Annotated in this window: 21 protein-coding genes; 15 read left to right on the plus strand and 6 right to left on the minus strand. The window is 42.5% G+C overall.

Annotation, left to right across the window (positions count from 1 at the left end):
• Positions 1–135 precede the first annotated feature (135 nt).
• The 3 genes from BGP15_RS06530 (at position 136) to BGP15_RS06540 (ending at position 2085) form a co-directional block, all read left to right on the plus strand.
• The gene (locus BGP15_RS06530; RefSeq protein WP_286769023.1) at positions 136–726 is read left to right on the plus strand and encodes a YciE/YciF ferroxidase family protein; all 591 of its coding nucleotides are present in this window, start codon (positions 136–138) and stop codon (positions 724–726) included.
• Between the two features lie 51 nt (positions 727–777).
• The gene (locus tag BGP15_RS06535) at positions 778–1008 is read left to right on the plus strand and encodes a hypothetical protein (protein WP_046676326.1); all 231 of its coding nucleotides are present in this window, start codon (positions 778–780) and stop codon (positions 1006–1008) included.
• An 84-nt stretch (positions 1009–1092) separates the two neighbouring features.
• Positions 1093–2085: an SDR family oxidoreductase gene (locus BGP15_RS06540; protein ID WP_115048624.1), complete on the plus strand. Its 993-nt coding sequence runs from the start codon at positions 1093–1095 to the stop codon at positions 2083–2085.
• Positions 2086–2156: 71 nt separating this feature from the next.
• Here BGP15_RS06540 and BGP15_RS06545 read toward each other — a convergent pair whose 3' ends face one another.
• Both BGP15_RS06545 and BGP15_RS06550 read right to left on the minus strand, forming a co-directional pair.
• A complete protein-coding gene (locus BGP15_RS06545; RefSeq protein WP_286751829.1) occupies positions 2157–2648 on the minus strand; it encodes a low affinity iron permease family protein in 492 nt (163 codons plus the stop codon).
• Between the two features lie 68 nt (positions 2649–2716).
• Positions 2717–3490, minus strand: coding sequence for an SDR family oxidoreductase (locus tag BGP15_RS06550; protein WP_286769024.1), 774 nt, complete (start codon positions 3488–3490; stop codon positions 2717–2719).
• A 212-nt stretch (positions 3491–3702) separates the two neighbouring features.
• Here BGP15_RS06550 and BGP15_RS06555 point away from each other — a divergent pair, with 212 nt between their 5' ends.
• On the plus strand, positions 3703–5223 hold the full coding sequence (locus tag BGP15_RS06555) for an FAD-dependent oxidoreductase (RefSeq protein ID WP_286769025.1): 1521 nt from the start codon (positions 3703–3705) through the stop codon (positions 5221–5223).
• Between the two features lie 23 nt (positions 5224–5246).
• On the opposite strand, the gene BGP15_RS06560 is transcribed toward BGP15_RS06555, so the two are convergent.
• A complete protein-coding gene (locus BGP15_RS06560) occupies positions 5247–6125 on the minus strand; it encodes an AraC family transcriptional regulator (protein WP_286751832.1) in 879 nt (292 codons plus the stop codon).
• 186 nt (positions 6126–6311) lie between these two features.
• Here BGP15_RS06560 and BGP15_RS06565 point away from each other — a divergent pair, with 186 nt between their 5' ends.
• The 6 genes from BGP15_RS06565 (at position 6312) to BGP15_RS06590 (ending at position 12848) form a co-directional block, all read left to right on the plus strand.
• Entirely contained in the window at positions 6312–6740 is a 429-nt protein-coding gene (locus BGP15_RS06565; RefSeq protein ID WP_286751833.1) for an L-rhamnose mutarotase, read from the plus strand.
• 45 nt (positions 6741–6785) lie between these two features.
• Positions 6786–7832 carry an alpha-L-fucosidase gene (locus BGP15_RS06570; RefSeq protein ID WP_286769026.1) on the plus strand — a complete coding sequence of 349 codons (1047 nt, stop codon included), beginning with the start codon at positions 6786–6788 and terminating at the stop codon, positions 7830–7832.
• Between the two features lie 48 nt (positions 7833–7880).
• Positions 7881–9101 (plus strand): enolase C-terminal domain-like protein, encoded by a 1221-nt coding sequence (locus BGP15_RS06575; protein WP_286769027.1) that lies wholly within the window; start codon positions 7881–7883, stop codon positions 9099–9101.
• 9 nt (positions 9102–9110) lie between these two features.
• The gene (locus BGP15_RS06580) at positions 9111–10754 is read left to right on the plus strand and encodes a sodium:solute symporter (protein WP_286769028.1); all 1644 of its coding nucleotides are present in this window, start codon (positions 9111–9113) and stop codon (positions 10752–10754) included.
• A gap of 57 nt (positions 10755–10811) precedes the next feature.
• Positions 10812–11582 (plus strand): SDR family NAD(P)-dependent oxidoreductase, encoded by a 771-nt coding sequence (locus BGP15_RS06585; RefSeq protein ID WP_286769029.1) that lies wholly within the window; start codon positions 10812–10814, stop codon positions 11580–11582.
• 99 nt (positions 11583–11681) lie between these two features.
• Entirely contained in the window at positions 11682–12848 is a 1167-nt protein-coding gene (locus BGP15_RS06590; RefSeq protein WP_286769030.1) for an alpha-hydroxy acid oxidase, read from the plus strand.
• Between the two features lie 110 nt (positions 12849–12958).
• Here the strand turns inward: BGP15_RS06590 and BGP15_RS06595 are convergent, their stop codons facing one another.
• Positions 12959–13090 (minus strand): hypothetical protein, encoded by a 132-nt coding sequence (locus BGP15_RS06595; RefSeq protein ID WP_256603458.1) that lies wholly within the window; start codon positions 13088–13090, stop codon positions 12959–12961.
• Between the two features lie 132 nt (positions 13091–13222).
• Entirely contained in the window at positions 13223–14827 is a 1605-nt protein-coding gene (locus BGP15_RS06600) for a hypothetical protein (RefSeq protein WP_286769031.1), read from the minus strand.
• A gap of 502 nt (positions 14828–15329) precedes the next feature.
• Here BGP15_RS06600 and BGP15_RS26925 point away from each other — a divergent pair.
• The 5 genes from BGP15_RS26925 (at position 15330) to BGP15_RS06620 (ending at position 24444) form a co-directional block, all read left to right on the plus strand.
• Positions 15330–15659 carry a DUF6660 family protein gene (locus BGP15_RS26925; protein ID WP_313240106.1) on the plus strand — a complete coding sequence of 110 codons (330 nt, stop codon included), beginning with the start codon at positions 15330–15332 and terminating at the stop codon, positions 15657–15659.
• A gap of 152 nt (positions 15660–15811) precedes the next feature.
• Positions 15812–20134 (plus strand): CusA/CzcA family heavy metal efflux RND transporter, encoded by a 4323-nt coding sequence (locus tag BGP15_RS06605; protein ID WP_286769032.1) that lies wholly within the window; start codon positions 15812–15814, stop codon positions 20132–20134.
• A 7-nt stretch (positions 20135–20141) separates the two neighbouring features.
• A complete protein-coding gene (locus BGP15_RS06610; RefSeq protein WP_286751841.1) occupies positions 20142–21452 on the plus strand; it encodes an efflux RND transporter periplasmic adaptor subunit in 1311 nt (436 codons plus the stop codon).
• A 34-nt stretch (positions 21453–21486) separates the two neighbouring features.
• The gene (locus BGP15_RS06615) at positions 21487–23520 is read left to right on the plus strand and encodes a heavy metal translocating P-type ATPase (protein ID WP_286769033.1); all 2034 of its coding nucleotides are present in this window, start codon (positions 21487–21489) and stop codon (positions 23518–23520) included.
• Positions 23521–23646: 126 nt separating this feature from the next.
• Positions 23647–24444 (plus strand): GIY-YIG nuclease family protein, encoded by a 798-nt coding sequence (locus BGP15_RS06620; RefSeq protein WP_286769034.1) that lies wholly within the window; start codon positions 23647–23649, stop codon positions 24442–24444.
• A 42-nt stretch (positions 24445–24486) separates the two neighbouring features.
• On the opposite strand, the gene BGP15_RS06625 is transcribed toward BGP15_RS06620, so the two are convergent.
• Entirely contained in the window at positions 24487–26085 is a 1599-nt protein-coding gene (locus BGP15_RS06625) for a sulfatase family protein (protein ID WP_286769035.1), read from the minus strand.
• Positions 26086–26254: the final 169 nt, after the last annotated feature.

Here is a 26254-nt window from a genome sequence, read left to right on the forward strand (position 1 = left end):
TTTGAAAAACGTGTTTTTACTTATAAAATGTGGTATATGCGTGATTTGCAGGATTTACACAGTTCTGGCGAACGAAAAAAGTTTGGGAGCTGTTTATTTGACGAACCGCTCGTTTGAGCATAAAAACTTAGTATTATGGCAACAACAACAGCAACAGCAGAAAAAAGTAAAACAAGCACAAAATCAGGTAACACTTCAAACGCTAATTCAGAAGGAAAAAAAGTACCTGCCGAAGCGGGGGCAGCGAAGGATCTAGCCGAATTATTTGAGGATGGATTAAAGGATATTTATTGGGCAGAAAAAGCGCTGACGAAAGCACTTCCTAAGATGGAGAAAAATGCAAGTTCAGAACAATTAAAATCTGCTATTATTAAACATCTGACAGAAACGGAAACACATGTGGATCGCCTAGAGCAATGTTTTGAGCTTATCGGAGTGAAAGCAAAAGCCGAAAAATGCGAAGCTATGGCGGGGCTGCTTGAAGAGGCGGAAAGCCTTATGAAAGAAACAGAAGCTGGATCTGTCCGCGATGCAGCAATTATTGCTGCCGCCCAAAAGGTGGAGCATTACGAAATTGCCACTTATGGCACATTGGCGGCTTTTGCGAAAGTGTTAACACATAAGGATGCCTTAAAATTACTACTTGAAACACTGGGTGAAGAAAAGAAATGTGATGAAGATCTTAGCGCGCTGGCCGATACAAATCTCAATTCAAAAGCTGAATAAGTGTACAATAGACCTAGCGTGAACACTATTAAAAAATCAAAAATTTAAGTTATGGCATTAAATACAGGAAACGAAGGTGAAATCACCAAAAAGATAGAAGATCAAACTTCTAAACTACCATCCACCGTATTTTTAGGCGCAGCATTGCTGGCGATGGGTGTATCTGCCGCATTAAAATGCATGTCGAACGATAAAAACGCCCTATTTGTAGGCCAATGGGCTGCACCGTTCCTTCTATTGGGCATCTATAACAAGATTGTGAAAACTGAAGGACATGATTAACGTGCATTTTTTGTAAAAACACATCTGTAGAATAAATATAAAAGGCTCAATTTCATTGGGCCTTTTCCAAAAACGAAAAAAGCTATGAAGTATTCAGATAATATGGGAAGAAGAGCTGCTATCGGTAAAATAGGTTCTGGAATCTTGGCATTGAGTATCATTGGAAGTCCCGATCGCTCAGCGGGCCAAACCCAAGACAGACCGGTCAATCCGGTTAAAGAATACCCAAAACCGCCGTTCAAGAGCCAGTCTCAACCTTGGCCTGGACTCTGCAGTGAAATGGAGCCCCGGCCGGATCATGGCGAGGATAGTTATAAAGGATCAGGAAGGCTCCAAGGGCGCAAAGCATTGATCACCGGGGGCGATTCGGGAATGGGACGTGCAGCAGCTATCGCTTACGCACGAGAAGGGGCCGACGTTGCCATCAACTATTTGCCCGAGGAAGAGAAAGATGCGAAGGAAGTCATCGCTTTGATAAAAGCGGCGGGCCGAAAGGCAGTCGCTATTCCGGGAGATCTCCGTAAAGAAGAGTTTTGTATTCGGCTGATTGAGGACGCCGTACTTCAACTCGGCGGTTTGGATATTTTGGTCAGCAACGCGGCGCGGCAGCAGACAAAACCATCGATATTGGATATCACCACTGCTGAATTTGATGCCACGATGAAAACCAATATTTATGCACCTTTCTGGCTTATTAAGGCAGCCTTGCCTCATCTTAAACCTGGAGCTGTAATTATCGGTACAACATCGGTACAGGCCGCAGACCCCTCGGAAGATTTGTATGACTACGCACAGACAAAAGCTGCGACCACCAACTATATTCGGTCATTGGCCAAGCAGCTTGGTCCAAAGGGCATACGGGTCAATGGCGTGGCTCCCGGTCCAATTTGGACTGCACTACAGGTGAGTGGTGGTGCTACGCAGGAAAAGCTGGTGAATTTCGGAGGTGATACCCCCATGGGACGTCCGGGGCAACCCGCCGAACTTGCTTCAATCTATGTGCAATTGGCTGCGGCAGACGCAAGTTATGCGAACGGACAAATTTATGGGGCCGCGGGCGGCGGTGGACAGCCCTAAAAATTAGCGATTACAGCATGACAAAAAAAATCCCCTTCAAGGGGATTTTTTTATCATCAATAAGCTGAATACTAGTCCGTGGTGTTCGGTCTTTTATCTGCTGAGCGGTTGTGTTTTTCTTTTTGAACCTTTACTTTATAATCATGGTTTTCCTTTGCGGCATCTATAGAGTGTGTGCAGGTAAGATCCCTTTCTTCCAGAGCGAGCTTCGCCACGTGCGCATAAAACTTAGCGAGCTGATCCAATTCCTCTTCACTTAAGTCTTCCAGATTGACCATTCGGTTGCTGGTGCCTTCATGGGACGCTATCAGTTCATTGAGTTTCAGGTGGATTGCTTTGGAATCCTTGTTTTGGGATTTTTGAATGAGAAATACCATTAGAAAAGTAACAATGGTCGTACCTGTATTGATGACCAGTTGCCAGGTTTCAGAATAATTGAATATGGGGCCGCTCACGGCCCAGATGATCACCGTCGAAGTTGCGATAATAAATGCGGCTGAACTACCGGTGGCATGCGTTGCCCAGTTTGAGAATCGTTCAAACAAGTTTTTCTTTTTTCTCATGACACAAATTTTTTTAAGGACGTTCAACTAAGTGGATTTGTTTTCTTGTTGATAAAATCGCAGATGACTTATATGATTTGTCTCAAAGGTTTAACCTGTGTATGCACGATGGAAGTACGTAGTGGTTGAGATAGGATATAAGCTATGGTACGCGCGATATCTTCGGCATAGAGCATTTCTAAATGATCAATTTTTTCCTGCTGCTCCTCCGGTGAAAAAGGTTGCATATCTGTTCCAACTGATCCAGGTTCAACAAGCGACACCTGGATACCCTTGGGATTGGCTTCCTTCCGTAACGATTCTGTAAATGCTTGAATACCTCCTTTCGAGCAGACATAGACAGAACTCTGCGCTTCGCGTACATCTGCACTCATTGATCCGACATTAAGGATATGTCCTGTTCCGCGGGGTTCCATCCGTAACAACGCGGCTTGGGTACAAGCCAAATAGGCCAGCACATTCGTGCGAAGGAGGTAGGCCTGATCCGAATAACTTCCGTCCTTAACCGACTGAAAGGCTATGGCCGCATTATTGATGAGAATATCCAAACGGTCATATTGTTCGTCAAATGTCCTGAAGAGCATGTGTATGCCTTCTTCCGTCGCCAGATCTACTACAATCCCTTCTATCTTACCTGTGCATTCCAATTGATTAAAATCACGGAGCGTATCGTCCAACTGGTTTTGATGATGGCCGCAAATTAAAATATCGTTACCCATCGCGGCTAAAATTAGGGCGGTCGCCCGGCCAATCCCGGTGGTGCCGCCAGTAATAATTATTTTCTTATTTTTTACCCAACTCGGTAAAATGGAGTTGACGTAATCCTTCGCGTTTATTTTCATAATGTATATCGTGTTAAAGGTGCAATGAAGCACTTCGTTATTTCATGAAGGAACAGCCTATTTTATACATTGGTTTGGGGGCGCAAAGGAAGACGTACTTCTTCTTTTTTTTACGTATTTAACCGCTAAAACGAAAGTGGAATAGCATGGTTCTTATCTTGGACGTGTTGTATTTGCAATAAAGCAAAGACTGATTCTTTGAATTTAATATAATGACTATGAAGCGTGACGGAACGAACAAGAGCTTTTGGCAGGATGTTGACATTGAAAATTTTTCGACTGACCCTGCCATTTTAGATTTCCATACCATTGTTGTGGGGGCGGGTATAACTGGTGTAACATTGGCCAAGGAACTTCAGAATAGAGGCATAAAATGCCTACTGTTGGACAAGGAGAATCCAGGGTTTGGCACAACCGGAGGAACCACCGCCCATATCAATAACTTTTATGACGCTTCTTACAATGAGATTATTGAAAATTTTGGAAAGGATCCCGCTCAGCTGCTTCTGAATGCGACGCTTGAGGTCTTAGATTATATAAAAGATAACATTTCCAAATATTCCATACAGTGTGCATATTCGACATGTGACTTTTTTCTCTTTAGCGCAGAATCTGGACAGAACGAGCAGCTTGAGCAAATTTACGCGGCCCATCAGCAATTGGGATTGCCTACTCATTATGTCGAAACCATACCTTTTGATATACCTTTCGAAAAAGCAATATGCATTGAGGGACAAGCACAATTTCATCCCATGAGATATATTGCGGGCATGATCGAAGCCTATTGTCGTGAGGGCGGCGAAATATTGACGGGTCGAGGAATTGAAGCCTATAGCAATGAAGATGGAAGGGTCAAATTGAAGCTGAGTGGAAAAGAGGTTTATACGGCAAAGAATATCATTTGGGCTACCCATGTGCCACCAGGCAAAAACAGATTCAATTTTTTACTGGCACCTTATCGAAGTTACGTCCTGACGTTAAAGCTTCATGGGGAACCTGAAGCATTGGGACAAGCTGCGGATCTGTATGATCCCTACCACTATTTTAGGTATCATCGATCTGATAAAGAACATTACCTTATCGTGGGTGGTTTTGATCATAAAACTGGCGACGACCAACAAACAGAGCAACATTTTGCCGACCTAAAACTTTGGGTTGATCAGCATTTCGACTATGATGAACTTACTGCAAGTTGGTCGTCGCAATATTATGATTCAGCCGATGGCTTACCCTTTATCGGCAGTATGCCAAATGAAAATAATGTGTATATAGCCACCGGTTATGGCGGTAATGGAATGACATTTGGATCAATGGCGTCACTTGTGATCCCTGACTTATTGGAAGGAAAGGAGAATCCGCTGGCTGAACTGCTGTCACCAAGCCGCATCAAACCTGTTGCGAGCGCACATCAGGTATTATCGGAAGGTGTCAATGCTGCAAAACATTTTATCATGGACAAATTTTCGGCTGAATCGCTGAAGGAGGTCGAAAGCTTACAGCCAGCGGAAGGTAAAATTGTTCACTATAGGGACAGAAAACTGGCTATTTGTCGGGATATGGAAGGGGAGTTGCATGCTGTAAACTCAGTCTGTCCGCATATGGGGTGTACAGTAAGCTGGAACCCATCCGAAATGTCCTGGGACTGTCCTTGTCATGGTTCACGGTTCGGAATGAATGGAAAGCTTTTGAATGGTCCTGCTAGTGTAGATCTTGGTCGTGTCAATTTTGATTAGTGCAACTTTGTTTTGACGCTTTTCTAACATATCTGGGACTTATATTGGCTTGGCGTGATCCCTTTAATTGATTTGAAAATTTTATTGAAGTTTGAAAGGCTGTTGAAGCCACAGGCATAAGCAATGTGTGTGATTTGATGCTTGTTTTCGACAATCAATCTACAGGATTCACTAATGCGAACCTCATTGACAAATTGGACGAAGGTTTTCTGCGTACGGGATTTGAAGTAACGGCAAAAGGAGTGTTTTGACATATTAGCGAGCTGCGCAACTTGATCCAATTGAATTTCTCCGGTATAGTTGTTAAATACGAATTTAAAGATGCTGTCAATTTTACTATTGTCAATAGGGCTATAGTTGTGGGTGTATCCAGCGCTGGAAATGTAATCAAATTCATCTGTCGATAACATCAATTCGATAATCTCTAGTAACAAAATAGTTTTTTCAAAGCCATAATCCAGCTGTACGATCTTTTTTAGCTTTACCTTCAATTGTTCCTTTGTTGCGCCACGGAATAGGAGACCGCGTTTGGAGACCGAAAAGAAGGTTTCGACTTTGTGTGTTTGAAAGAAATGCCCCAAAAGTTTAATCATTAATTTAGGTTCTATATACAAGGCTAAAGAACGGGAAGTTTTTGTCTCCGCAATGGTAGAGCCTGCGCAATTTATAGTGTTATTGTGCCAGACATGTGGCAGATCAGGTCCTACAAAAGTAAGTTCATCGGAAACAAAGTTACTCACATTGTCGCCAATAATCCGCTTTCCCTCACTTTCCACAATATAGGTCATCTGGCAGGCGCTATGAAAATGAAATTCGGTTGAGAAGAATGGGCGTTGCACATCTTTGGTCGCAAAAGTTGTGATAGCTGCACCTTCCAAAATTTTGGCGAAAACAGGTTTCATGTGTTTGGTTATTTTTAAATTAAGAACAGGCAATATAGCCTATTTTGCCTTAAAAATAAGTAAACATGTGTAAAATTGTTAATATAGTGGGAGAAATGAGCAACCTAGCAGTAGTCTCCGTCCTGCTAAGCGCGTAATTTAGTAGTACCATACAACTACGTATAATTATACAATAACGCAGAACTTATGTATCCTAAATTGTATCCTTACATCCTTGTGATCGTCTTGGTCGTACTCTGTACAACAGCCTTCCGGTCTACAGAGAGCAGTCGCTCCGTGACTCGCTATGCATCCATAACAGGATTGAAAGCCGAGAAAGTAGCGTATTATAAAAAGCTTCATGCCAAAGTTTGGCCCTCAGTACTTCGAAAGATCAAGGCATGTCATATCCGCAATTATTCTATTTTTTTGAAGGAGATAGATGGTCAATTTTTTCTTTTCAGCTATTTTGAATATGCAGGACAAAATATCAAGCTTGATATGCAAAAAATGGCTTCCGATCCAGAGACACAGCGCTGGTGGAAGGAAACGGATCCTTGTCAGCAACCCTTGTCCGATGCACAGGAGAAAGGGGAGATTTGGTCTGATATGGCGGAAGTATTCCATACGGACTAAAGAGAGAAAATTAATAAACGCAGTAATAACCAATAGAATGTAGCCATGAGAAAAAAAATATTATTTAGTTTGGCACTCGCTGTTTTAGGTATACATGTCGGTGCTCAAACAAAGGCTATTGTACCTGCTCCATCGGTACGGCCCAATGCATATCAGCGGGAGCAGATTGACCGAAAATATGGCATGTTCGTTCATTTTGGCATGAATACATTTCATGATCAGGAGTGGACAGACGGATCTAAACTCGCCAGCACATATGCTCCATCAGCAATTGAGGTTAAACAATGGGTTTCGACAGCAAAGGAAGCCGGGATGAAGTACATGATTTTGGTAACGAAACACCACGAGGGTTTTTGTTTATGGGATAGCAAGTATACGGATTATGATGTAGCGAACTCTTCGAACGCAACAAATGTTGTACAGGAGCTGGCTAAGGAATGCGCCAAACAGGGAATGCGCCTTGGCTTGTATTATTCTTTATGGGACCGAAAGCAGAACCCCAATGTTAAAGACAGGTCTGCAGATGCAGCGTATAATCAATATATGTTGAACCAGCTCAATGAGCTGGTGGATATGACCAAAAAGTATACGGATATCGTTGAGCTTTGGCTGGATGGAGGCTGGGAAAAAGAGAATTATCGATGGCCCACGCAGGAGATCTATAATTTAATCAAGAAAAAGGTTCCTGGATGTCAAATTGGTATAAACTGGAGCATCGGATCGCCTGAGAATACGGACAAACACATTGTTTTGCCGAAAGACCAGCAGAATTATTACCCAATACGTTATTTTCCAAGTGACTTTAGGCTAGGCGACCCTTATCTTCCGGTCGATCCTGACCCTAAGCTTTTTATGGCACAGGGGAACACTTACTATATGCCTTTTGAGACAACAGTGGTACTTGGAGAACGCTGGTTCTATAACACGACAGACAAGAAGTATAAGTCTTTGGAAGAGCTTGCGGGGATTTATCAGACCGCAACTGCGCAAGACAATATCCTGATCTTAAACGTTGGTCCCAATCGAATGGGGCGCATAAAGGATTCGGATGTTGACATTTTACGCAAATTAAAAGAGAGATTAAAGTTATAATTCAAAATAAATTAACCTAACTACTAAAAATAAGCACGTTACGATTTTATGATAAAGACGTTTGATATTCAGGATCGAAGATTTCCTTTGGCTACAGGTGCAGGCAGTGATGCGATACACAAAGATCCGATCTATTCTTATGCAGTGACCCGATTGGCCGATGATAAGGGGCGCGTTGGGACAGGTCTGGCTTTTACACTGGGTGCAGGGAACGAGCTGGTCTGTCGTGCCGCAGCTTTTTATGCCGAACGACTGAAAGGGATTCCAATTGAGGATCTTATGGCAGATTTTGGTCAATTGTTTAATAGGTTGAGCAATGAACAGCAGTATCGTTGGTTGGGTCCACATAAAGGGGTTGTTCATTTGGCCTTAGCTTCGGTAACAAATGCCTGTTTTGATCTTTGGGCTAAAACGAGAGGAGTTCCACTTTGGAAATTGTTAACCGACCTCAGCGCCGAAGAGATTGTCAATACGCTGGATCTTTCCTATTTGGAAGATGAGTTGACAAAGGCGGAGGCCATCAGCTTACTGGAGTCAAATATGGCTACAGGTCATAAAAGAATGGGGATTATTGAAAAGGGCTATGTGGGCTATGATACGTCAGTAGGCTGGTTTAACTATTCTGATGAAAAGGTACGGGAGAATTGTAAGCGTGCTTTAGAAAACGGCTTCTCCGCAATGAAGCTCAAAGTGGGCAGTGAAGATCCCTTGCGGGATATTCGTCGTGCGCATATCGTGCGTGAGGTTGCTGGTGATGAAGCTAAAGTAATGCTCGACGCGAATCAGCAATGGACGCTGCCGCAGGCGCTATCCATCTGTCAAGAGCTTAAAGAGATGAACCCGTTTTGGGTAGAGGAGCCGACACACCCGGACGACATTGTTGGTCATAAACGCTTGGCCGAACATATTGCGCCGATAAAAGTTGCCATGGGTGAGCATGTGCCGAACCGCATTTTGTTTAAAAATTATCTTCAAATGGGTGCGACGGGATTTGTACAGGTCGATGCTGTTCGCGTTGGTGGCGTAAGCGAGTTTATATCCGTGAGTCTACTTTGTCGAAAATATAATATCCCTGTTGTACCACATGTTGGGGATATGGGGCAGCTCCATCAGCACCTGGTTTTATTTAACCACATAAGCTTGGGGCATGAGGCTTTGTTTTTGGAGCATATTCCGCATCTAAAGTCTCATTTTGTACACCCAGTGGCGATAGAGAGCGGCGTTTATCGTACCCCAATGGATGTGGGAAGCAGTTGTGATTTGTTATAAGTTGACATTATGTTAGGAAATTTAGATTTAGGTATTGCCATCTTTTATATACTGTTGATTTTAGTTGTCTGCGTATTGGCAGGATCGGTGCGATTTAAGAAAGTCAAGGAAACAAGTGCAGAGGGGTATTTTTTGGCTGGAAAGACACTTCGTTGGCCAGCCATTGGACTAGCGCTTTTTGCAACCAATATTTCAACAGTCCATCTGGTCAGTTTGGCACAGAGCGGATTCGATACCGGTTTGCTTAATGGTAACTTTGAATGGATGGCGGCCTTTACTTTAATCTTACTGGCGCTTTTTTTTGTGCCATTTTACCTCAAGTCGGGTGTTGCCACCTTGCCCGACTTTCTGGAACGGCGCTATGATCGTGCCAGCAGAGATTGGCTTACGTTTATCTCTATACTATCGGCAATTGTTATTCATATCGCTTTTTCGATGTTGGCCGGAGGGATTGTGCTGCGCACACTTTTTGGATTTAATATGTATTTGAGTATTACAGTAATCTGTGTGATAACTGGAATATATACGATTTTGGGCGGATTGCGTGCTGTTGTGGTGACGGAATCTATCCAGACAATAGTGTTGCTTGCGGGGGCTTTCATTATCAGTTTTGCGGCTTTTGACAAGATGGGCGGTTGGACGCCAATGAAAGCTGTACTGGAACAGGACAATGCCCTTGATCGTCTTTCCATGCTTCGTGGGAGTAACGATGGAAGTGGAATGCCTTGGTATGCCGTTTTGTTTGGCTATCCGATTTTGGGTATTTGGTACTGGTGTGCCGATCAGACCATTGTTCAGCGTGTTTTAGGGGCGAAAGATGAAAACCATGGACGTGTGGGTGCTCTTTTCTGTGGTTTTCTAAAAATCTTGCCTGTTTTTATTTTTGTGCTTCCAGGCCTATTTGCATATACCTTGTTTAGAACAGGTCAATTGGATTTAAGCAGTCTGGGCGTGGACCATCAAGGGCAGGTCAATTCAAAAGGTGCCTATACACTTATGATTACTCAACTTTTGCCTTCTGGATTGATCGGTGTTTTGGTCGCAGCGCTCCTGTCGGGTTTAATGAGCCAGATATCGGGTGCGCTAAATTCGATATCGACCATGGTGAGTTACGATATCTTTAGACAGCGGAAACCTGCCGCTTCCGATGGTCAGTTGATTCGTATCGGGAAAATTGCTGCAGTTATTGCCATGGGATTTTCCTTGGCTCTTTTACCACTATTGGATCGCTATGAGAGTATTTTCTACGGCATAAATGATGTGATAGCACACATTGCGCCACCAATAACCTGCGTATTTCTTTTAGGTGTGTTTTGGAAAGGGGCATCGGCAATAGCTGCAAAACTTACCTTGTGGATAGGTTCTGTTTTGGGGGTTGCCGTATTTTTGCTGAACAAGCTGCTGCCTGACTCGTGGATAGGTCAGACTCCATTTATGATGATGGCTTTTTATCTGTTTTTGATCTGTATGGTACTTCAGGTATTATTATCGTATAAGTATCCCGTGCAGCACACTGCACAAAGTCGGGATTTGTACTGGAAGAATCCCATGGACCCACTTCGGGGTAAAGCCTGGTCGGGTATCGGGAGTTACCGCATTTTGTCGACATTGCTACTCGCTATTGTCGTGATTTTATATGTAATTTTCAACTGATTTTTTAATTTGTTCCAATGCTTTGGAACTTGATGCTAAATACAAGAATAATAGAACGTGAAAATCTTAGAAGATAAAATCATATTGGTTACCGGAGGAAGTGCTGGAATCGGTTTGGAATGTGTAAAAGCCTATGTCAAAGCGGGGGCAAAGGTTGCCTTTATTGGTCTCGATCAAACATCCGTGAATGAAACAGCTGAACTGATCGGGGCACCACATATGGGCATCTGTGCGGATGTCACGCAGGCCAGGGAAGTTGAATCAGCTATCCAAAAGACCGTTGCTGTTTTTGGGCGACTTGATGCAATCCATAACAATGCTGGCTTGGCAAGTCCATCAAAACCTTTGCATGAAACGACGGACGATGAATGGATAAGGTTACTGGATACCAACATGAAAAGTGTTCTTTTGACTACACGGTATGGCTACCCCCATTTAAAGGAATCTGTCGGTTGTATTCTAAATACGAGTAGCTTGGTAGGGGAAATAGGCCAGGAGAACCATGCGGCATATGCTGCCACAAAAGGGGCTATCAATGCGTTGACAAAATCGATGGCCATAGACTATGCGTCTGTCGGCATACGTGTCAATTCGGTTATGCCTGCAGCTGTTATGACACCCATGCTCAACAAATGGACACTGGAGCAACCACAGCCGACACAGGTTTTTGACTTTTTGAAGGATATTCATTTGCTTGGATACTGTCCTGACGGTGATGTCATTGCTGATGCCTGTGTGTTTCTGCTGTCAAACCAAGCGCGCTTTATTACAGGGGTAAATCTACCTGTAAGTGGAGGTGCCGAGTTGGGCTACCGCAGAAATGTGTGACAGATTTTTTTATATTAACTATAATTAGCTTGCATTTGAAAAGCAATTTATCTAAGTTTGGCGCGCAGTTGTAGACTGCTTATAAATAATACATCAATCATGAGCCAGAAATTTATATATAATACCCGTTATCCTTCTGTTGAAGATCTAAAGATTAAAGCGAAGAAAAGGATTCCCAAATTTGCATTTGATTATTTGACCGGAGGAGCCAATGAAGAATTGAACCTTGCCAGAAATGAAAACGATTTTGATAATATTCTGTTGAAGCCTCAATATCTGCTTGCGAGTGAAGAAATAGACCTTTCGGTCGAACTATTCGGTCGCCGTTACAGTGCGCCTTTTGGGGTTTCGCCTATTGGACTTCAGGGATTGATGTGGCCGAATGCGCCAGAGATTCTTGCGAAAGCGGCTGCAAAAAATGATGTTCCTTATATTTTGAGTACTGTATCAACAAGTAGTATTGAACGTATTGCCGAGGTATCTGATGGGAAAGCGTGGTTCCAGCTCTATCATCCGACAGAAAACAGGTTGCGCGATGATATTATTCAACGTCTACAGGCTGTTGAATGTCCCGTATTGGTAGTTTTGGTCGATGTTCCTGCTTTTGGACTTCGTTATCGTGAAATAAAAAGCGGATTGTCTATGCCGCCTAAAATGAGTATCGCCAATATCTTGCAAACTTTTGCCTGCCCAACTTGGGGGATAGAAACATTAAGACATGGAATTCCTTCTTTTGCAACATTGAAGCCTTATATGGAAAAAGGTCTTGATTTAGCGCAGCTGGGACAGTTTATGAATAGAACATTTACCGGTAAGGTAGATGTTGAGAAAATTAAAGCTATTCGCGATCTTTGGAAAGGGCCATTGGTGCTTAAAGGGATTGCCACCGACGAAGATATGCAGGCTTCTATCGCATTGGGCGTGGATGGAGTCATTGTCTCAAATCATGGTGGACGACAGCTCGACGCAAGTGAATCTTCGATCAATTCATTGATCCATTTGGCGAGCAACCCAGAATATAAAAATAAGATAAAAATCATGTTAGATGGTGGTATTCGATCGGGAGTTGACCTAGCCCGCGCCCATGCGGTTGGATCGGATTTCAATTTTATGGGAAGACCATTTATGTATGGCGTTGGCGCATTGGGCAATGAAGGTGGGGAACATACAATCAATATGTTCAAGACACATTTGTATCAGGTTATGAAGCAATTGAGTCTTTCAAAGATTGAAGATTTGCCGCAACGACTACAGGTTATTCTCTAAATTCTATTGTAGCTCCTCGGGGGCTATCATGATGTTGAATTCCTATAGATTAATATATAAAAACGCCTCCTTCCATTTAGAAGGTGGCGTTTTATTTTGCCGGAAATGGTCTACCAGTCGATATTTCTATTGTCTGTTGAACCTACTTCCCATTGTTCGCTCACTTTACCGCTGTTGGCATCTTCTGGTCTGGCGTATGCCGAACCGGCGGCGATACCTTGTTCAAGTTCTATCGTCGTCATGTTTATTCGAGGGGCGATGTATGCTAATTTCTTTTCCATAATACCTTTTTTATCCTTGCTGAATTTCTATTGTTATGCTCAGCGTGTATTTAATTTTTAAGATTATTGATTCTATTTATTGACTAATGGTGACTACTGACAAGGGATTTTCTTCTTTCCAGCACCTACACCTTTGATAATTGTACGTCCATCAACAAGTTGGGTCACTTTTACGGTGTTGCTTTGTGTTGCACTCCAAGGGAATGTGTTGAAGCTGTTGCCATTAACGAGTTTAAGTTCATATAGAGGACCGCCGGATGTTTTGCTACCAAACATGGTAACCTGGCCAGTTCTGCTGATGACAAGCTTGATCAATGGGGCTGCACTTGTACCTTTCATGTTGTAGACCTGATCAATTCTTTTACCAGTTTCAATATTGTTGCCTGCGTATTTGCTTCCATCAACAAACTGGATGTTTTGAGCAGAAGAGGCACCCACTTCAAATTGAATTTCTTGTTTCGCCAATTTGACACCATTTACTTCCATGTTAAATGCATTGTCCAGTTCGGTAATGTCGAAAACAAAGCCATAGTCTGCCGCTGGGGCAGTGAAATTTCTATCGATTGTCGTTCCATTGGCATAGAATTTTCCATCTTTCATAATACCCGTTTTACCTCCCGATGTAGTTGCCGGATAACTCCAGTCCAGGCCATTGCTGGTTACATTTTGTGTGCAGGTTCTGAAATTGAGTTTCAGATCGTATTTCTGTCCGGGATTGATCTTAACATTTGGAATGGTGATGTTTGTTTTAGTCTCATCATCCAGTGTTAGACTACCGAGCATCAGTGTTCCATTGCTGGTTGCCGGGTGGATCAATAAAGAGGGGTTACTGATCACGGTACGCAGGCCATTTCCTAAAGTCGGGAATTGCGTGGTCACGCCTGCGTTGTTCAAGCCATTGTAGGTTAGTGTTTGGTCTGAGAATTTCAAATTTGCACTACCATGACTAGGTTTTAATACGGCAGTCCCGATTTGAGTAATAGCTCCGGTCATACTTGGATCCATGGTCAATGTTGTGGTGATTTGGCTAAACCGGTGTTTTAATACAACATTTAAGTTATTTACACCACTTTTTAACGTTAATGTGCCCGTGTAATACATCAAATCACCACTTATATTGTCTAAGCTGGCAGTGGACAGTGTATTTTGATTGTTGATACCCGGTAATGCTGTGGTACTATTGATCGAATAGGCAATGAACGTGTAAGATTTTCCAGCGTCAAGAACGATACCTGCAGCAGTAGCTTCCTCACCATAGCTATAAATCTTTTCCGTTACGTAAGCGCCTTGGTTGTCATAGACAACAACTTTATATTTAACGTTTTTGTCCAATGGCTTCTCTTGTGTCTGGACAGCCGCTAGTTTGGGGGTGGACGAAGCGACGAGGCTTTTTGTGATCGCTGAATTGTTTGTTAGGACCACGTCGACAGAACCACCGTTTTCAAGCGGTACTGTCATTTCCTGTACATCAGGTGCATCGATTGATGTGCGTGAAGCTTTTGCAGATGCTTGCTTTTGAACAGCATTGTTGTCCGTTTCAGTGTAAGCTTTTACACCCGAAAGATTGACTTTAACGACAGTTTCTCCTGTCAATGCGGTGTTTTCTCCACTTTTGTTACAGGAGTAGAGACTAAGTGCGAAAGCACTGCAACCCAGCATGAACAGGTTAGTCAGTCGGTGATGGGGGATTAGATTCATGTTAATTGACATTTTGTTTTGTTATTGATTTTTTGATTTAGTTATTGATTTATTTGTTGTACTGTTTTTGCAGGTGTATGCCTGTTTATGTTTAAAATGTGGTATACGATTGCTTTTTTTGTTGCTATTATTTTTTATCGATGCAATTATATAAATAGCATTTTACTTAATATGACGTATTTGTATTATCTTATTTTTCTTGTAGAGAAATATCTACAATACAACTATTTGCTGCTTTAAAGCTGTTTAAACATGTTTTATGCTGTTTTTCTGTAAATTACAATTCGTTTTATTTGAATAATAATTTACTTGTAATTAATATTAGTATCGAGTGATTGTTCTTTGTTGGGTTATGCGTTTTTGTGTGGATTTAAGGTTAAGAAAAGCGTTCGATAGAGGGCAACTGTTCCATTGTTTTTTAGGAAGAATAGGATGTGATGATCGCAATAGATTTCTGAGACTAAGCGGAGATTTTAATTTATTTTTTTAAATTTGTGCATTCATGAGGTTAATTGTTTTCATATTGATAGCATATATTATGGGACTTTCTTTTGTTCCCTGCAGTGATTCTACCAATCGCTGCGAGCAGACTGCTATGGAAAGACAATTAAACCAAACTCATAACCATAATGATGACGCGTCCGATGCCTGTTCGATTTTCTGCTATTGCAATTGTTGTAGTGGAAATATAACGGCTTATGCGTATCAATTTCCGCAAATAGATGGTGTCCCGGTTTCAATTTATTTTGATAATCGTAATCCTGTCCTCAATACAGCGATTGTTTCCAGTTATTTTGGGAGCATCTGGCAGCCGCCAAAGGTTAATGCTTAATTTTTCGTAAAAATTCTAGAAACAGATCTGATAGAGCATGCTATGCTGTTCTTTATTCAGCTTTGTGCTCGGAATACGCTTGTTGTATGGTATTACGACAAAAGATGAGCTATTCTAACGAGCTATTATTTAAGCATTAATCACGTATAATTGTGTTAGATCATATTATAAAATTTAGCATTAAGAACAAGATCATTATCGGTTTAATGACCTTGTTGCTTATCATTTGGGGGGCATGGAGTGCAACGAAACTGCCAATCGATGCCGTTCCCGATATTACCAATAATCAAGTCCAGATCTTTACCTCTTGTCCAACGCTTGCCGGGCAGGAAGTGGAACAATTGGTTACTTTTCCAATTGAACAAAGTATTGCAACTGTACCCAAAATTGAGGAGATCAGGAGTATTTCGCGCTTTGGACTTTCTGTCATTACTGTTGTTTTTGACGATGATGTAGATATCTATTTTGCCCGTCAGCTGATTGGTGAGCGTTTAAAAGAAGCGGTGGATCAGATTCCACAAGGTATTGGTAAACCTGAGCTGGCTCCAGTGAGTACTGGACTAGGAGAAGTATATCAATATATTATACATCCCAAAAAGGGAAGCGAAAAGAAATACAACGCAAAAGATTTGCGCACCATGCAAGATTGGATTGTTGCCCGTCAGCTCTATGGCACACCTGGAATTGCCGAGGTCAATAGTTTCGGTGGTGAGCTCAAACAATATGAAGTAGCTGTTGATCCGAATAGACTTAAGGCGATGAATATCACCATTCCAGAGCTATTTACTGCCCTGGAGAAAAACAATCAAAATACAGGTGGTGCCTATATTGATAAAAAACCGAATGCCTACTTTATTCGGGGAATTGGGCTGGCGACCTCCTTGGAAGATGTCAGAAATATTGCCATCCGAAAATCAGGAGCAATACCGATTTATGTTAAAGATGTTGCGGATGTACGTTTTGGTCATGCTGTGCGCTATGGTGCCTTGACATACAATGGTGAGGTTGATGCTGTGGGAGGTGTCGTCATGATGCTAAAGGGTGAAAACAGCAATGAGGTGGTCAACCGCGTGAAAGAAAAACTACCGACTATTCAAAAGTCGCTACCTGACGATGTGGTTATAGAGCCTTATTTGGATCGGACAGACCTCGTTGGGCGTGCGATAAGTACCGTTGAAAAAAATCTGATTGAAGGTGCCCTGATCGTCATTTTTGTCCTGGTCTTATTTCTTGGGAATTTGCGTGCGGGTCTTATCGTTGCTTCGGCAATTCCACTGGCGCTGCTATTTGCACTTGGACTGATGAACGTCTTCGGCGTAAGCGCCAATTTAATGAGTTTGGGCGCGATAGATTTCGGTTTGATTGTAGACGGAGCCGTCATTGTGGTGGAAGCTACACTACACCATTTAGGCTTACGAAAGTCTACCGAGAAATTGACCCAGGCCGAAATGGACCATGAGGTATTTGAGTCTGCTTCAAAGATTCGTACCAGTGCAGCCTTTGGTGAGATTATTATTCTTATTGTCTATATTCCAATTTTAACATTAGTGGGTGTTGAAGGGAAAATGTTTCGTCCAATGGCACAAACAGTTGGGTTTGCTATTTTCGGGGCATTGATTCTCTCGTTAACCTATATCCCCATGATGTGCGCTCTGTTCCTGCCGAAAAAACACAGCGACAAGAAAACGTTGAGCGACCGGATGATTGCGGGACTACAACGTATTTATGAGCCTTTATTACAAAAAGCCATTCGGTTTAAATACCTAATCGTGAGTTTAACCGTTGCCATTTTTGCTTTGTCGGCCTTCTTTTTTAAGAATATGGGAGGCGAATTTATTCCACAATTGCAGGAAGGTGATTATGCATTCCATTGCATACTTCCCCAGGGAAGCTCACTTTCGCAAAGTATCGAAACCTCGATGCAGGCATCCCGGATTATCAAAGGGTTCGATGAAGTGAAAATGGTTGTCGGTAAAACAGGAGCTGCTGAGGTACCAACAGACCCTATGCCACCGGAAGCGACAGATATTATGGTGGTATTGAAGCCTCAAAAAGAGTGGAAGTCGGGCCGTTCTTATGAAGAACTGGGGAGCGCTATTCTGGAGAAACTAGAAGTAATTCCGGGTGTCTTCTTCGAAAAAAACCAACCTATTCAAATGCGTTTTAATGAACTAATGACGGGTATCCGTCAGGATGTTGCTGTAAAGATCTTCGGTGAAAACATCGATTCGCTGGCCGCTTACGCCAATGTGGTTGCCGCGCAGATTCAATCCGTTCAAGGGGCGACTTCGCCACAAGTGGAGCGTGTATCCGGCCTCCCACAAATCAATATCGTTTATGACCGCACCCGTATTGCAAATTATGGCTTGACAATTCAGGACGTCAATGACGTGGTGAGTACTGCTTTTGCCGGTCGAAGCACGGGACAGATCTATGAAAATGAACGTCGCTTTGATTTGGTCGTCCGGTTAGATACAACGCATCGAAACAGCATTGATGATGTGCGTAATCTGATGATTCCTACAGATACGGGTACGCAGATTCCGCTTTCTCAGGTCGCTGCCATTGATTATAAATTGGGGCCGGCCCAGATCAGCCGCGAAGCGGGTAAACGAAGAATTGTGATTGGATTTAATGTGGCCGGGCGTGATGTTCAAACCGTCGTAAAAGATATCCAACAACAATTGGCTGCAAATGTAAAACTTCCTGCAGGGTATTATTTCACCTATGGGGGGCAGTTTGAGAATTTACAGAAGGCGAGCTCACGCTTGTTGATTGCTGTGCCAGTTTCCTTATTGCTTATTTTTATGCTGTTGTATTTCACGTTTCATTCCTTTAAGCAGGCGACGCTTATTTTTACTGCAATTCCAATGAGTGCTATAGGGGGTGTATTTGCGTTGATGTTGCGCGGCATGCCTTTCAGTATTAGTGCCGGTATCGGTTTTATTGCCTTGTTTGGCGTAGCCGTACTCAATGGTATCGTTTTAATTGGGACATTCAATCAGTTGAAAAAAGAGGGTGTCGATGATATTTTTCAACGCGTTAAAGAAGGTACGTTGACTCGTCTGCGTCCAGTACTCATGACTGCGACCGTGGCTTCACTGGGCTTTTTACCGATGGCAATAAGTACAAGTGCCGGCGCTGAAGTTCAGAAACCTTTGGCAACGGTTGTTATTGGCGGATTGGTAACGGCAACTTTCCTGACCTTGTTTGTGCTACCCTTATTGTATATAATTTTTAATTCTAAATTGAATATGAAACGAAGTAGAGGTGCTAAGACCATCGTCACAATTCTTGCTTTCCTATTTATGGCTTTGGGATCTCAGGTGTTTGGACAGGAGCGCATTTCTGTCACAGAAGCTGTAGAAACTGCGCTGAAGAACAATCGTCAGTTTCAGATCAACCAGGCTGAAATCGTGGGCGCTGGTTTCAATGTTAAGACGGCGACTGAAATTCCCAAGACCGGGATTTTTGCAGAAAATGAAGATTACCGTCCTACGGATAAGGCCGGCTTATTGAAAATTGGTATAACGCAAAGTATTGCCTGGCCTGGACTCTACACTGCGCGTAAGGCGTATTTTAAAGAACAACTAAAATATGCGAACCTAAATACAGATGTATTGAAAACTGCGATTACCAAAGACGTGAGGACAGCCTATTTTCAGCTCTGGTATCTTCAGGATCGCCAAAAACTGTACATGGAGTTGGATAGTATCTATACCGCCATGTTCAAAGCAACTGAACTTCGCTTTAGAACAGGTGACGTAGCTGCGCTGGATAAGATCGCGGCTGAAGCAAAGCTGAAAGAGCTGCAGGCACAACTTGTTCAAAACAAAAAGGATATCATTATTCAGCAACAGCAATTGATGATGTTGTTAGACCGTAATGAGTGGATGCTCCCATTGGATCAATCCTTGGAGAAGATTGTCGTGGACGCAAGTCCATCAGATGAAACGGCGCATCCTTTACTGGTTTTACAGCAGCAAAATGTAAATATCGCTTCATCAAACATCAGTGTTCAGAAAAATACCAATAAGCCTGAGTTCTCGGGTCGATTTTTCTCCCAACGTGTTTGGGGAGCCAAAGATCCATTATCGGGATTCTCGGTCTCCGCATCCTTCCCGGTCTTTAGCTTGGGTGCCTATAAAAGTAAAGTGAAGGTTGCCAACGCTGAAATGGAAGTTCAACAGCGTAAGTTGGAATATGAAACACAGGTATTCCAAACAAATAAAGGGAATGCACTTGCTGAGATTGACAAGAATAGTGCATTACTGCAATTTTACGAGTCTTCGGGGTTAAAACAAGCTGATGCAATTATTAAAGCAGCTAGTTTGGGTTATAGAACGGGGGAGATCAATTTTGCTGAATTAAGCCAATTTTTAAGTCAGGCCATTGGCATTCGCCAGAATTATTTAGAAGTCCTCAATCAGTATAATCAATCAGCAATTCAATATAATTACTTCAATAACAAATAAGGCAACAATGAAAGTTTTCATAAAGATATTTATCGTATGTGTAGCCGTTACTGTTTTTTACGGTTGCGGTTCTAATGAGTCCGAGCGTAAAGGTCAACCGGAAGGAAAGGAAGTACCCAAAGCCGAAGCGGAGCATGAGGAAGGGCCGGTTACGGTGGCGGCATTGAGTGCTGCACAAATAAAGGCTGTGGGAATCGTTTTTGGAGGGATTGAAGAGAAGGAACTAACAGCTACCATTAAGGCCAATGGACTTTTGAGTGTACCCAATAACAATAAAGCCAATGCGACGGCGCTTTATGGTGGTGTTGTAAAGACATTGAATGTGCAGCTGGGGGACAATGTGCGTAAGGGGCAGGTGATCGCCACGATTATCAACCCCCAGTTTGTACAATTGCAGGAGGAATATGTATCCCTGGCAAGTAAGATTACCTTGGCCGAACAAGAAATGGCAAGGCAACAGGAACTCAATGAAGGCAATGCAGGCGCACGGAAAAATCTGCAGGCCGCAACAGCAGACTTCAACAGTTTAAGGGCCCGAAAGGCTTCCTTGCAACAACAGATCCAATTGATGGGTATTAACCCCAATAGCGTGAATCTGTCCAATATGCGAACTTCACTGGCCGTAACAAGCCCTATCAATGGAACAGTTAGTAATGTTTTTGCGAAAATAGGGAGTTATGTGGATGTCTCTTCTCCGGTGATCGAGATTGTTGACAATAGTCTGTTGCATTTGGATCTGCAGGTATTTGAAAAGGATCTACCTTTGGTTAAAGTCGGACAGCTCATCAACTTTCAGCTGACCAACAATCCGGATAAGACCTATACCGCTAAAGTTTTTACAATTGGATCTTCATTTGAAAATGACAGCAAGACCATCGCTGTACACAGTACGGTTGTGGGCAGCAAAGTGGGGTTGATTGATGGGATGAACATTACGGGTATGATCGGTGTCAAAAATGTGCGGACTCCGGCTGTTCCGAATGACGCAATCGTGGAGGCTGACGGCAAGTATTATATTTTTGTGGAGACCAACAAGAAACCGGAAGAGCATGAGGAGGGGCATGACGATCACGGGCATGCGCACGATGAAGGTGAAGCAAAACATGCACATAAAAATGAGCAAGAAGCCGGGCAGCATGGAGAAGAACAGGCTAAAAACATCAATTTTGAAAAAATTGAGATTCAAAAAGGCGTATCTGCTTTGGGATATACGGCGATTACCCCGGTTACAGAAGTGCCTGCTGGAACAAAAATTGTTGTGAAGGGTGCTTTTTTTATCAATGCCAAAATGAGCAATACAGGTGGGCACGAACATTAATTGACCGTATTTGTTAACATAATCAAAGCAAGTGATGGAACATAAACATCGTTATGATGCACAAGGCAGGCAGCTTTGTTGTACACAGACAGAAAAAATATATAATCAGGCTGGAGCTGAGGATCTTATTGGGAAAGCTCCGGCTTCCAGCCATGGTCATGACCATAGCCATGATGAGGACGGTCACGATCACTCGACGGCAGGGTCAAATCAGATGCAGTTATTTCTACCTGCGCTAATTTCTTTTATCTTACTCATTGCTGCTATAGCCATGGATAATTGGATTGCACAATCCTGGTTTAAGGATTGGGTCCGTACAGGCTGGTACATATTAGCTTATCTACCGGTTGGGTTTCCTGTTATCAGGGATGCTTTAAAGAGTATAGCCAAAGGGGAAATCTTTTCGGAGTTTTTGTTAATGAGTATTGCTACCATAGGCGCTTTTGGGATCAAAGAATACCCCGAGGCTGTAGCGGTAATGTTGTTTTACGCCGTAGGAGAGGTGTTTCAGACCTTGGCGGTAAGTAGGGCTAAAAGTAATATTAAGGCTCTACTGGATCAGCGTCCGGATGAGGTGACCATTTTGGAGAATGGAAAGAGCAAAGTGATCAAAGCTGCCGATGCAGGTATTGGAGCAATAATTCAGCTGAAACCTGGTGAAAAGCTTGGGCTTGATGGTGAATTGTTGTCTGAGCAAGGTGCATTTAATACAGCTGCGCTGACTGGCGAGAGCAAGCCAGATACAAAGATGAAGGGTGATGTTGTACTGGCTGGAATGATTAATATGAACACCGTGAGCCTAATTCAAGTGACAACAGCATATCAGGACAGCAAGTTGAGCAAAATCCTCGAGCTCGTACAGAACGCAACGGCTCAAAAAGCACCCACAGAGCTGTTTATTCGCAAATTTGCTAAGATTTATACCCCAATTGTCGTGTTTTTGGCCATTGGAATTTGTCTCCTGCCTTACTTGTTTGTGGATCAATATGTATTTAGCGAATGGTTGTATAGGGCTCTCGTGTTTTTAGTGATCTCTTGCCCCTGTGCACTCGTCATTTCAATTCCTTTGGGGTATTTTGGTGGAATTGGTGCTGCAAGTAGAAATGGTATACTTTTTAAAGGCAGTAATTTTTTGGATGCCATGGCAGCTATCCGCCATGTCGTGATGGATAAAACCGGAACAATGACTGCCGGCGTTTTTAAAGTGCAGGAAATTAAGCTACAGGCCGGTTACGACGAAGCAAGGATTTTAAAGCTCGTCAATAAAATAGAGAGCCACAGTAGCCATCCAGTTGCAACAGCGATTAGAGAATATGTCGGTCCGATCGATGAGTCTGTCGATCTCAATACCATAGAAGAAATCCCTGGACATGGACTAAAAGCTATGGCTGATGGCAAAGTGTTGCTGGTGGGCAACTTTAAATTGCTGGACAAATTTAATGTAGTCTATGATATCGATCCCAATAGTATCGTATATACGACCATCGCGATCGCTTTAGATGGTAAATTTGTAGGATTCATGACCATTGCTGATAGCATCAAAGCGGATGCTGCGCTTACCATACAGCTACTGCATAAACTCGGTGTAAAAGCCACAATGCTGAGCGGGGACAAGACGACTGTTGTCGCCTATGTTGCCAAGGAACTTGGAATAGATCAGGCCTATGGCGATCTGCTGCCGGAAGATAAAGTGAATAAAGTCAAGGAAATAAAGGGGCTAAACGAATCTGTTGCTTTTGTGGGGGATGGCGTTAATGATGCTCCGGTTGTCGCACTGAGCGATGTTGGAATAGCGATGGGGGGACTGGGCAGTGATGCGACGATCGAGACGGCAGATGTCGTGATACAAGATGATAAACCTTCGAAAATTCCAATGGCGATTCGCATTGGAAAAGAGACGAAAAAAGTCGTTTATCAGAATATAGGCCTTGCCTTTATAGTTAAGGGGATCGTGTTGATTCTTGGCGCTGGGGGATTGGCAACGATGTGGGAGGCAGTCTTTGCCGATGTTGGCGTATCGTTGATTGCGATATTGAATGCCATAAGAATTCAGAAAATGAAATTTTGACATTTAGCATCAAGTTGCACCCGCCCTTTTCATTGGATGAAATGAAGGGTGGGTGTATGCCTATTTTTATTAGCCATCATCTAAAACACTAAATATATTAGTATATTTGGGCGTGATTTTTATGTAATGACGAAAGAGCAAATTGCCGGATTGCTTGAAGGAGTACCTTCAGCAGTCGGCGTATATTATATTTATGATAAGCATGATGCGCTAATTTATGTGGGCAAGAGTATCGATATTAGAAATAGGTTATTGCAGCATTTTAGAAGTACAGATTTTAAGGAACGTAAAATCCAAGGAGCAGCCTGCAGAGTTGGATTTGAACTGACCGGTCATGAATTACTTGCGTTATTGTATGAATCTGACCTGATCAAAAAACACCAACCCTATTACAATCGAGCGCAGCGTCGAACTTACTATGGATTTGGCCTTTATCTGGCTGTGAATCCGTCAGGTTATCAAGTCTTGCAGGTTGAGACACTTGATCCCGAACGTGAAGAGTTAATGACTTTTTCGAGTTACCAGGAGGGGCGGGAGCAATTATTTCATATCGTGGAAGCTTATCAGCTGTGTCAAAAAATAAACAAGTTACAGACGTATACGAAACATTGTTTTCAGTATATGTTGAAGACCTGCAAGGGGGCTTGTATTGCGCAGGAGCTTCCAGAAGACTATAATCGAAGAGTGCAGGAATTTGTCGTCTCTTCGGAGCTTCCGCTGGGCGAAATATTTTTGGAATTTTTAGGGCGTAATCCAAATGAAAAGGGCCTTGTTTACTTGTTGAACGGTCGGTATAAAGGATTTGGCTACTGCAATAAGCGTGTTTCTAGCGAAAAGAAAAAGCGAGAAGCCATCGTCTTCAAGGCCGAGAACAGAGATGTTAGACGTATTTTGAGACGCTATTTCAAACTCAACCCTGTTTAAATTTTTATCAACACTGATTTACTGGCTTGATACACCAGTAAATCAGTGTTTCACCTTTGGTAAAAACTTTTTGTCGTTCTCATCGGAATCTTTATAGTAGGCTCGCGTTTCGTCCAGTTTATGATGCATTTCTTCACGTACGTTGTGGTATCCTTGTACATGGTATACATTCTGCATTTCCTGTGGATCTTTTTCTAGATCGTATAATTCCCACTCATCTTTGTCATAATAGAAATGGATCAGTTTGTACCTTTCGGTACGAATTCCATAATGTCGTTTTACCATGTGAATGGAAGGATACTCATAATAGGTGTAATATACGGCATCGCGCCATTGCTTTTCTTTTCCATTGAGTAGGCCACGAAAAGATTTTCCCTGCATATCTTTCGGGATTGCAAGTCCTGCATAATCTAGGATTGTTGGGGCAAAATCGAGATTCTGGACAAGTGCTTTTGAGGATTGGCCAGCTTTAATTTCTGCTGGATAGCGGATCAATAAGGGAGTTCGAAGCGATTCCTCATACATAAAACGTTTATCAAACCAACCATGTTCACCTAGATAGAATCCTTGGTCTGAGGTATAAATGACAATGGTATTTTCGTCAAGTCTATTATCTTTCAGAAATTCCAATAGGCGTCCAACACCATCGTCTACCGCTGCAACGGTACCCAGGTAATCTTGCATATAGCGTTGATATCGCCAGCGCATCAGGTCTTCTTTGGACATGCTGGGATATTTTATCTTAAAATCTGCCATAATTGGGTTGTATATTGAATCCCATGTTGCACGTTGTGCTGCGGTCATTCTTCCTAAGTTTCCATTAAAGGCAGCTTTATCCCAAGATAGATATTCTTTTAGTCCCAATTCATCCATTAGCGTAGGCGGTATCTTATTGTCACCAGCCCAGTTCATGTGTTTAAGGATATTCATTTCCGCGGTTTTTGCGGCGGTTCCTCTTCCTTCGTAGGTGTCGAATAGATTGTCCGGTTCTTTATAGGTTTTTGATGTATATTGTTGAATATGCCGTAAAGCAGGTAGCCATTCTCGGTGTGGCGCTTTTTGATGATAAAGCACACAGAATGGTTTACTAGTATCTCTTTTAGCGATCCAATCTAAGGTCATATCGGTGGTGAGATCCGATACATAGCCTGGCATTTGTTGTTTCACGCCATTGATAATGAAGTTAGGATTATAATATTCGCCCTGGTCGATAAGTACCGCGGAGTAGTTGAATCCCTGTGGCAATCCATCCATGTGGATTTTACCAATTAATGCTGTTTGGTACCCATTTTTTTGAAGAATCTTGGCAAAGTTGTCCTGATTCCAGTCGAATTTTGCCTCATTATCAATTTTCCCATTCATATAACTGTGCTTTCCCGTTAAAAGTACAGCCCGACTGGGCGCACATAATGAATTTGTAACGGTCGCACGTGTGAAAATGGCACCTTCCTTTGCTAATCTGTCAATATTGGGTGTTTCATTTAATCCGTAACCATAAGCGCTGATCGCTTGATAACCATGGTCATCACTCATGATATATACAATATTTGGATGCTTTTTTGTCTGCTCTTTTTGTGCCAATGCCCAAAAAGGTACACATGCGTACAAGGTGAATGTAAGAATATAATGATGCAATTTCATGGTTAAGGTTTGTATGTGTTGCGACGATCGTTTTTACCACAAGCTAATATAGCTGTTTTCATTGAGACAAAGATGATGCTATTAGTTTAATGATACCTTTTACTATTTAAATGATTTGTTTATTTTATTATTCTGATAGAAATTTGCAGTATTGATAATTTTACTTATA

Origin of the sequence: Sphingobacterium sp. 40-24 (assembly GCF_001899705.1) — a bacterium.
Taxonomy (GTDB): Bacteria; Bacteroidota; Bacteroidia; order Sphingobacteriales; family Sphingobacteriaceae; genus Sphingobacterium; species Sphingobacterium multivorum.